Origin of the sequence: Streptomyces sp. NPDC058246 (assembly GCF_042881985.1) — a bacterium.
Taxonomy (GTDB): Bacteria; Actinomycetota; Actinomycetes; order Streptomycetales; family Streptomycetaceae; genus Streptomyces.
On sequence record NZ_JBHVWZ010000020.1, the window covers coordinates 139,968 to 149,175 of the forward strand.

Below are 9,208 nucleotides of genomic sequence, written 5' to 3' on the forward strand. Positions count from 1 at the left end.
CGCGGGCGTCCCGGCCCACCCGCCACGCAGAACTAGTACGCGTTCTAGTTCTGCATGCAGTCTGCTGACAGCCTGTCCACAACCGCAAGGGTCTTGCAGGCTCCGAAGTTTCGATCTGCACGAATCCCGCACGCAATTCGGGGCTCCGCACCCCTTGCCACTTGTAGAACCCGTTACTACCTTCACGGCAATTCCATGTTCCTGATGGACCGTCAGAATCGATGGTCGGAGACGACCGTCCGAACCCGACCGTCCGAACCCGATCGCCGGAACCGTAGGTGCGAGACCTGGAGTTGCCGATGCCCTGTCCAGCGCTGCCCGACGGGTTCGATTTCACCGACCCCGATCTGTTGCACCACCGCGTGCCCCTCCCGGAGTTCGCCGAGCTGCGCCGGGCCGAACCGGTCCACTGGGTTCCGCAACAGCCGGGGATCGCGGGCTTCGAGGACGACGGCTACTGGGCCGTCACCCGGCACGCGGACGTCAAGTACGTCTCCACGCACCCGGAACTCTTCTCCTCCTTCCTCAACACGGCGGTCATCCGCTTCAACGAGCACATCCAGCGCGAACAGATCGAGGTCCAGCGGCTGATCATGCTCAACATGGACCCGCCGGAGCACACCCGGGTCCGCCAGATCGTGCAGCGCGGCTTCACCCCGCGCGCCATCCGCTCCCTGGAGGACGCCCTGCGCGCCCGCGCCGGCTCGATCGTCGAGAGCGCGCTCGCGCACGCGGGCCCGGGCGGCGCCTTCGACTTCGTCACCCAGGTCGCCTGCGAACTGCCCCTGCAGGCGATAGCCGAGCTGATCGGCGTCCCGCAGGACGACCGCGCCAAGATCTTCGACTGGTCCAACAAGATGGTGGCGTACGACGACCCGGAGTACGCGATCACCGAGGAGGTCGGCGCCGAATCGGCCACCGAGCTCATCGCGTACGCGATGAACATGGCCGCCGACCGCAAGCAGTGCCCGGCCAAGGACATCGTCAGCACGCTGGTCGCGGCCGAGGACGAGGGCAACCTCGCCTCCGACGAGTTCGGCTTCTTCGTGCTGCTGCTCGCCGTGGCGGGCAACGAGACGACGCGCAACGCCATCACGCACGGCATGCACGCCTTCCTCACCCACCCCGAGCAGTGGGATCTCTACAAGCGGGAGCGCCCGAAGACCACCGCCGAGGAGATCGTCCGCTGGGCGACCCCCGTCGTCTCCTTCCAGCGCACCGCGACCCAGGACACCGAACTGGGCGGACAGCGGATCAAGAAGGGCGACCGCGTCGGCATCTTCTACTCCTCCGCCAACAACGACCCCGAAGTCTTCGAGACCCCCGAGCTCTTCGACATCACCCGCGACCCCAACCCGCACCTCGGCTTCGGCGGCGGAGGCCCGCACTTCTGCCTGGGCAAGTCCCTGGCCACCCTGGAGATCGACCTCATCTTCCACGCGATCGCCGACGCGATGCCGAACCTGCACCTGGTCGGCGACCCGCGCCGGCTGCGCTCCGCCTGGCTGAACGGCGTCAAGGAGCTCCAGGTCAGCGCGGTCTGAGGAACTCGGGCCGACGGCCTCCCGGAACCCGTCGGCCCGTCCCGAGGGAGGCAGGGGCATCCCCCCTACGCCCCGCCCCTGCCTCCCCCGCGACAACCCGCTCCACGACGTACTGAACGTTTCCGCTCGGTTTCGCGTCTTCACACCCGGCACAGCCAACCCACATCGTCGAAGACTTCGAACGGAAACGCCGAGCCGTGGTCTCTGCCGACCTGACCGACCTGATCCCCGTCCGGCCGGACCATGCGGCCGCGCCCCGGAACCCCCGCCTCCGCCCCGTCCGCGGCTTCCTCCGCCGCCACCGTCTCCCGCTGCTCGCGACCCTCCCCACCCTTCCGCTGTACGCGGTGTGGTGGGCGTTCCTCGCCACCGGCGGCGGCGATCTCGCGGCCCAGGACGCCTGGGCCGGATTCGTCTCCCGGCACGGCGGATCGGCGTACAACCTGTTCTGGTACGGCGGGATGCACACCGCCAACTACAGCGTGATCTCGCCGTACCTGATGGCCGCGCTCGGCGTGCGCACGGTGACGGTGCTCTCCGGACTCACCGCCACCTGGCTGGCCGCCGTGCTGATCGAGCGCACGGGCATACGACGGCCGGTGGGCCCGGCACTCCTCGCCGCACTCGCGCTGTGGTGCAACGTCGCCTCGGGGCGTACGACCTTCGCGCTCGGCGTCGCCTTCGGGCTGGCCGCCTGTGTGCCGCTGGCGCGCGAGCGGCGCGTGCTGCTGGCGGTGGCGTACGCGACGCTCGCGACGATGGCGAGCCCGGTGGCGGGCCTGTTCCTGGCGGTCGTGGGGGCCGCGTATCTCGTCGTACGGGACCGGGTGCGGGCCGGTGCGCTGCTGGTGCCGCCGGCGGTGGTCGTGGCGGCCACGACCCTGCTGTTCCCCTTCACCGGCGAGCAGTTGATGCCCTCCGGCCGGATCTGGCCGCCCACGCTGCTCGGGCTGACCGTCGCCGTGCTGGCCCCGCGCGGCTGGCGGGTGGCCCGGTGGAGCGGGTTCGTCTACGCGGCCGGGACCGTCCTGACGTATCTGATCCCCTCGCCCGTCGGCACGAACGTCGAGCGGTTCGCGGAGCTGTTCGCGCCGGCCGTGCTGCTCGCGGTGCTGCTCGGCGCGCCGGGGCTGCACCGGCTGCGGCGCAGCGCGCTGGCCGCGGCGCTCGTCCTCTCCGTCGTCTGGGTGGGGCAGAAGACCGTCGACGATCTGGAGGTGTCGACGGCCGTGCCGGCCTGGGCGGCCGACACCCACGGCGTCGTCCATGCCCTCGGACGGCTCGGCGCCGACCGCACCCGCGTCGAGGTGGTCCCGGCCCGCAACCACCGCGAGGCCACCGCGCTGGCCCCGCACGTGAACCTGGCGCGCGGCTGGAACCGCCAGCTGGACATGGAGCGCGGCCGGCTCTTCTACGACGGCACCTTCTCGGCGACGACCTACCGGGCGTGGCTGGACCGCTGGGCCGTCGGGTTCGTCGTCCTGCCGTCGGGCAAGCCGGACGGCTACGCGGAGACCGAGGCGCGCCTGGTGAAGCAGACCCGGCCCGGGTGGCTGGAGCCGGTGTGGAACGACGCGCACTGGCGGGTGTTCCGGGTGCGCGACGCCGTACCGCTGGTGTCGGCGCCCGCCACCGTCGTACGGACCACCAGCGCGGAGGTCGACGTGCGAATACCGTCGCCCGGCTCGGTGACCGTGCGGGTCGCCTACTCGCCGTGGCTGCGCGCCGAGGGCGGCTGCCTGGAGAAGGACGGCGAGTTCACGCGGCTGACGGTGGCCGAGCCGGGCGAGTACCGGATCAGCTCGGAGTACGCCCCGCCGCCGGGACCAGCTCCTGCGTGCTGACCTCCACGGGCTTCATCAGGGTCCGGGGTCGCGGGCCCTGGAGGAGGTAGGTCAGGCCGAAGCCCGCGGCCACGACGGCCGCGCCGCCCACCGCGTCGAGGATCCAGTGGTTGCCGGTCGCCACGATTGCGGAGACCGTGAACAACGGGTGCAGCAGGCCGAGCGCCTTCATCCACCACTTGGGCGCCAGGACGGCTATGACGAGCCCGCACCACAGGGACCAGCCGAAGTGCAGCGAGGGCATCGCCGCGTACTGGTTGGTGAGCGCGGTCAGCGTGCCGTAGTCCGGCTTGGAGAAGTCCTGTACGCCGTGCACGGTGTCGATGATGCCGAGGCCCGGCATCAGACGCGGCGGGGCGAGCGGGTAGAGCCAGAAGCCGACGAGCGCTATCAGGGTGGCGAAGCCGAGTGCCGAGCGAGCCCACCGGTAGTCGGCCGGGCGGCGGGCGTACAGGACACCGAGGACGGTGAGCGGGACGACGAAGTGGAACGACTCGTAGTAGAAGTCGAAGAAGTCCCGCAGCCAGCCGACCTTCACCACGGCGTGGTTGGCCCAGTGCTCGATGTCGAGGCGCAGGAACCGCTCGATCGCGAGTATCTGGTCGCCGTGGTGCTCGGCGACGGCCCGGCCGCCCGCGTTGGTGCCGCCCGTCGCCGCGAGCCGCACCTGCTGGTAGGCGGAGTAGCCGACCCGGATCAGGAGCAGTTCGAGCAGCAGATTCGGGCGGGTCAGGACCCGGCCGAGGAAGGGGAGCAGCGGGACGCGCTTCCACCGGGTGGGTATGGGCTGCGCGTAGTCGGTGGGGATCGGCCGCCGGTAGTACTCCGAGGTGCGGGACAGGAACGGCACGACGGTGGCGGCGGCGAGCGCGGCGAGCAGCGTCACGTTGTCGCGCAGCGGGTAGAGCGCCGCCATGTTCGGCAGCATCATCTTCGCGGGCAGCGTCATGACGAGGACGACGGCGACCGGCCACATGAAGCGGTCCGAGGTCTTCCTGCCGACCCGGCCGACCACCGCGAGCAGCACCCACAGCAGCTGGTGCTGCCAGGTCGTGGGCGAGACGGCGACCGCGACACAGCCGGTGACCGCCACGGCAAGCAGCAGCTGCCCGTCCTTCGCGTAGCGCACCGCGCGGCGCAGGCCGACGGCCGCGACGGCCGCGCCTAGCAGCAGGAACAGGCCGATCTCCAGCGGGCCTGTGAGGCCGAGACGCAGCAGCGCGCCGTGCAGCGACTGGTTGGTGAGGTCGTCCGCGTCCTTGCCGAGGCCGACGCCCGCCAGGTGGTGCACCCAGTAGGTGTTCGAGTCGTGCGGCATCGCGGCCCAGGCGAGCGCGGTGAGGGCGGCGAAGGTGACGCCGGTGGACCCGGCGGCGCGGCGGCGGCCGGTGAACCACAGCAGCGGCGCGAAGAGCAGCACGGTCGGCTGGAGCGCCGCCGCGAGGCCGATCAGCACGCCGCCGGCGCGCTCCCCACGCATGGCGAAGCAGCCGAGCAGGACGAGCAGCACGGGGATGACGCTGGTCTGGCCGAGGTAGAGGGTGTTACGGACCGGCAGCGACAGCATCAGCAGGCTGACGGCGACGGGCGCGGCGAGCAACGACGTACGGCGGCTGACCGGCTGCGGCAGGGCGCGCGCCGCGACCAGGCCGAGCGCGACGACCAGGGACAGGGTGCCGAAGGTCCAGCCCCAGCCGAGGGCCTGCTCCGCGGCGCGGGTGAAGGGCTTGAGGACGAGGCCGCCGAACGGTGTGCCGGTGAACTGCGTCGAGTCGTAGAGCGAGCCCTTCACATGCAGCACGCCGTTCGGTCCGACCCAGGTCTCCAGGTCCGTCAGCCGCTCCGCCTTGGGGGTGCTGAGAACGACGGCGACCTGCCGTACCGCAAGGACGGCGGCTATCAGCCACAGCCCTATACGCAGGGCGCGCAGCCGCTCCCTCGCCGTGTCGACCGTCCCCGCCCCGAAGGCATTACCCGCTCGTCCGCCGTGCTCCACATTCGCCACGCCCCGTCGGCCCTCCCGCCCCATTCGTCCCGCGTATGCCGTGCGTCGTCCCGTGCGCCGGTTTCTGTCCGGGCCCTATGAGGCTCGCACTGCCCCCGGAGAGGGACGCAGGCAACCCCCTCTTCACCTGACGTCCTCTCGTCTTTTATCCGGATGACGATAGTGCGCGGACGGTTCGGTTCCCCCCTCGGTCCGCGACATAGATCACAGACAGGCCCGCGAAAGGGGCCTCTCGGACAGTTCGTCGCACCTGCGTACGCCGCGTTTATGCGCGGTGCGCGGTGGGTCGCGTACGGCACGTAAGGGGGGCAAGTGCCCCTATGGTCGGTTTTCGGCCCGCTTCCGGGTGGGCCGCGTCCTGCCCTCGGGTGGGGCCGTCCCGCCTCGCGGGGTGGGTCCCGTCGCGCCCGCCGGGTGGGGCGCGTCCCGCCCTCCTCGGGTGGGGCCTGCCCCGCTCTCCTCGGGGGGCCCGTCCCGCCCCCTTGGGTGGGTCAGTCGCCCCGCCCTCCTGGGTGGGGCCCGTCCCGCCCCTCAGGTGGGTCAGTCGTCCCGCCCCTCGGGTGGGGCCCGTCCCGCCCCCGCGGGTGGGTCACGTCCCTGTCCCCGACGAAAGGCATGCCCTTGCCGTCCGCCGCAGCCGCCCCCGCCGTCGCACCCGTCGTCCCCCGGCCCCGGACCCCCGCACCACCGGAGGCCTCCGTCACCGACCCCCTCCTGGTCAAGCGCGCCGTGAAGGCCGCCGCCCTGGGCAACGCGATGGAGTGGTTCGACTTCGGCGTCTACAGCTACATCGCCGTCACTCTGGGCAAGGTCTTCTTCCCGTCGGGCAACCCCACCGCCCAGCTGCTGTCCACCTTCGGCGCCTTCGCCGCGGCCTTCCTCGTCCGCCCGCTCGGCGGCATGGTCTTCGGCCCGCTCGGCGACCGCATCGGCCGTCAGAAGATCCTCGCGCTCACCATGATCATGATGGCCGCGGGCACCTTCGCGATCGGCCTGATCCCCTCGTACGCGACGATCGGTGTGGGGGCGCCGCTGCTGCTCCTGCTGGCCCGCCTGGTGCAGGGCTTCTCGACCGGCGGCGAGTACGCGGGCGCGACCACCTTCATCGCCGAGTACGCGCCCGACAAGAAGCGCGGCTTCTTCGGGAGCTGGCTGGAGTTCGGCACGCTGGCCGGATACATCGGCGGCGCGGGCCTGGTCACCCTCATGACCGCCCTGCTCTCCGACGCCGACCTGCTGTCCTGGGGCTGGCGGATCCCGTTCCTGATCGCCGGCCCGATGGGCATCATCGGCCTGTACCTGCGGATGCGCCTCGAGGAGACCCCGGCGTTCGCGGCCGAGCTGAAGAAGTCCGAGGCCGACCGCCCCAAGGTGCCGCTGCGCGAGATGATCACGGGCCAGTGGCGCGCGCTGCTCCTGTGCATGGGCCTGGTCCTGGTCTTCAACGTCACCGACTACATGCTGCTGTCGTACATGCCGAGCTACCTGACCAGCGAGCTCAAGTACGACGAGACGCACGGCCTGCTCGTCGTGCTCGGTGTGATGGCGCTGATGATGATCGTGCAGCCCTTCGCGGGCGCCCTGACCGACCGGATCGGCCGCCGCCCGGTGATCGCCGCGGGCTGTGCCGGCTTCCTCTTCCTCTCCATCCCGGCCATCCTGCTGATCCGCCAGGGCAGCCTGCTCGCGGTCGCCCTCGGCATGGGCGCGCTCGGACTGCTCCTGGTCTGCTTCACCGCCGCGATGCCCGCCGCGCTCCCCGCGCTCTTCCCGACGAAGGTCCGCTACGGCTCCCTCTCCATCGGCTTCAACATCTCCGTCTCGCTCTTCGGCGGCACGACCCCGCTGGTCGTCACCGCGCTCATCGGCGCGACCGGGAACATGATGATGCCCGCGTACTACATGATGGCCGCGGCCGTGATCGGCGGCGTGGCGGTGTGGTTCATCACGGAGTCGGCCGGCCGCCCGCTGCCGGGTTCCGCACCGTCGCTGGAGCCCGTGCCGGAGTCCTCGGCACGCTGACCTGGAACCGCAGCCTCCGTCGTGCCGTCCGAGACCCTGTCCGACGGCACGACGGAAGGGCTACGGGAGTACACGCCTGAAGGGCTCGGGCGTACGCGCCTGAAGGGCTACGGGAGTACACGCCGGAACGGCTGCGGGAGTACGGGAGCGGTCTTCCTCCCGCCGACGACACGCTCACCGCGGCGCTGCGCGACAGCGACGCGGCCGGACTGCCGCCCATCGCCGTCGCGCCGAACCAGGGCAAGCTGCTCCAGCTCCTCGCCCAGATCCAGGGCGCACGCCGCATCCTGGAGATCGGCACGCTCGGCGGCTACAGCACGATCTGGCTGGGCCGCGCGCTCCCCGCCGACGGCCGGCTGATCACCTTCGAGTACGACCCCAAGCACGCCGAGGTCGCCCGCGGCAACCTCGCCCGGGCCGGCCTCGACAAGATCGCCGAGGTGCGGGTGGGCCCCGCCCTGGAGACGCTGCCGAAGCTGGCGGAGGAGAACCCGGAGCCGTTCGACCTCGTCTTCATCGACGCGGACAAGGTGAACAACCCGCACTACGTCGAGTGGGCGATCAAGCTCACCCGCCCCGGCAGCCTGATCGTCCTCGACAACGTCGTGCGCAGCGGCCAGGTCACCGACGCGGACAGCACCGACCGGAGCGTGCGCGGCACCCGGGCCGCACTCGAACTGTTCGCCTCCCACCCGAAGTTGAGCGCGACGGCGATCCAGACGGTGGGGAGCAAGGGGTACGACGGTTTCGCGCTGGCGCGGGTGCTGGGCTGAGGGCCTGATCGGCCCTAGGCCTCGTGGTGCCTGATCGGCCCTAGGCCTCGTGATAGAAGCCCACGTTCACCGTGCGCGGGCCGGTGCGGTCCTGTATGACGAGTTCGCCGGAACTGCCCGCGGGGAGCTTGGCGGTCCCGCCGTACGGAAAGGCCTGGGCCGGCTGACCGGCCAGCGTCAGCCGTACCTCGGCGGACGGCTCCGGGTGCGAGCCGCGCAGCCAGGTGACCTGCCAGGAGCCGTCCGGACCGCACAGGAACTCCAGGTGGACCCGGGACACGAACAGCCAGTCGTCGGGGGTCGCGAGACGGCACACGGCCCGGTCCCGGCCCACCCGCAGCGTCGCACCCGGGTCGCTGGGTGCGTCGGCCATCAGCATCCCGGCCGTCGCACCCGCGTCCGCCCCGGCTACCGAGGCCATGGTGAGTTCGAGCACGCGCGCTCCTTCGTTTCGTGCCGGTCCTGGTCCGATTGTCCTTGCGCGGAGCACGGTTGGCGCGCCGCCGCCGCATGATAATTCGCCGCATCGCCCCGCCGCGCGGCCTCCGGCACAATGGACTCATGACCGAGCGCAAACCACCCGGTGTCAGCTTCGAGTCCTGGATCGACAAGCAGATCCGCGACGCGCAGGCACGCGGTGAGTTCGCGGAACTCCCCGGCGCGGGCAAGCCGTTGCCGCACATCACCGACACGGCGTACGACGAACTGTGGTGGATCAAGCAGAAGATGGCCCGCGAGGGGCTGTCCGTGCTGCCGCCGTCACTGGCGCTGCGCAAGGAGGCCGAGGACGCGCTCGCCGCGGCGTCCGTCGCGCCCTCGGAGCGGGCCGTACGCCGGATCGTCGAGGACATCAACGTCAAGATCCGCGAGATGATGTTCAAACCCCCGCCCGGCCCTCCCCTCGGCCTCAAGCCGTACGACGTCGAGGAGATCGTCCGCGCATGGGGAGAGCGTCGCGAGCGCCTGGAGGGGTAACCCGTCGAACGTGTGAGGCCGCGCCCCGGGACATGGCCCGGGGCG

Annotated in this window: 7 protein-coding genes; 5 read left to right on the top strand and 2 right to left on the bottom strand. The window is 71.2% G+C overall.

The window, feature by feature from the left end; all coding sequences use genetic code 11:
- Positions 1 to 299 precede the first annotated feature (299 nt).
- Complete coding sequence (locus ACFVXA_RS26685; RefSeq protein ID WP_362033968.1) at positions 300 to 1,544, top strand: cytochrome P450; 1,245 nt, start codon at positions 300 to 302, stop codon at positions 1,542 to 1,544.
- A gap of 221 nt (positions 1,545 to 1,765) precedes the next feature.
- Positions 1,766 to 3,388, top strand: coding sequence for a hypothetical protein (locus ACFVXA_RS26690; protein ID WP_390027007.1), 1,623 nt, complete (start codon positions 1,766 to 1,768; stop codon positions 3,386 to 3,388).
- Here ACFVXA_RS26690 and ACFVXA_RS26695 read toward each other — a convergent pair.
- A complete protein-coding gene (locus tag ACFVXA_RS26695; protein WP_390026988.1) occupies positions 3,342 to 5,393 on the bottom strand; it encodes a bifunctional glycosyltransferase 87/phosphatase PAP2 family protein in 2,052 nt (683 codons plus the stop codon). The genes ACFVXA_RS26690 and ACFVXA_RS26695 overlap by 47 nt on opposite strands.
- Positions 5,394 to 6,008: 615 nt before the next feature.
- On the opposite strand from ACFVXA_RS26695, the gene proP reads away from it, so the two are divergent.
- The gene (proP, locus tag ACFVXA_RS26700) at positions 6,009 to 7,415 is read left to right on the top strand and encodes a glycine betaine/L-proline transporter ProP (protein WP_390026990.1); all 1,407 of its coding nucleotides are present in this window, start codon (positions 6,009 to 6,011) and stop codon (positions 7,413 to 7,415) included.
- A 131-nt stretch (positions 7,416 to 7,546) separates the two neighbouring features.
- A complete protein-coding gene (locus ACFVXA_RS26705; RefSeq protein ID WP_390027009.1) occupies positions 7,547 to 8,188 on the top strand; it encodes an O-methyltransferase in 642 nt (213 codons plus the stop codon).
- A 40-nt stretch (positions 8,189 to 8,228) separates the two neighbouring features.
- On the opposite strand, the gene ACFVXA_RS26710 is transcribed toward ACFVXA_RS26705, so the two are convergent.
- Positions 8,229 to 8,624, bottom strand: coding sequence for a hypothetical protein (locus ACFVXA_RS26710; RefSeq protein ID WP_362033950.1), 396 nt, complete (start codon positions 8,622 to 8,624; stop codon positions 8,229 to 8,231).
- A gap of 125 nt (positions 8,625 to 8,749) precedes the next feature.
- Between ACFVXA_RS26710 and ACFVXA_RS26715 the strand changes: the two genes are divergently transcribed.
- A complete protein-coding gene (locus tag ACFVXA_RS26715) occupies positions 8,750 to 9,163 on the top strand; it encodes a DUF1992 domain-containing protein (protein ID WP_362033944.1) in 414 nt (137 codons plus the stop codon).
- Positions 9,164 to 9,208: the final 45 nt, after the last annotated feature.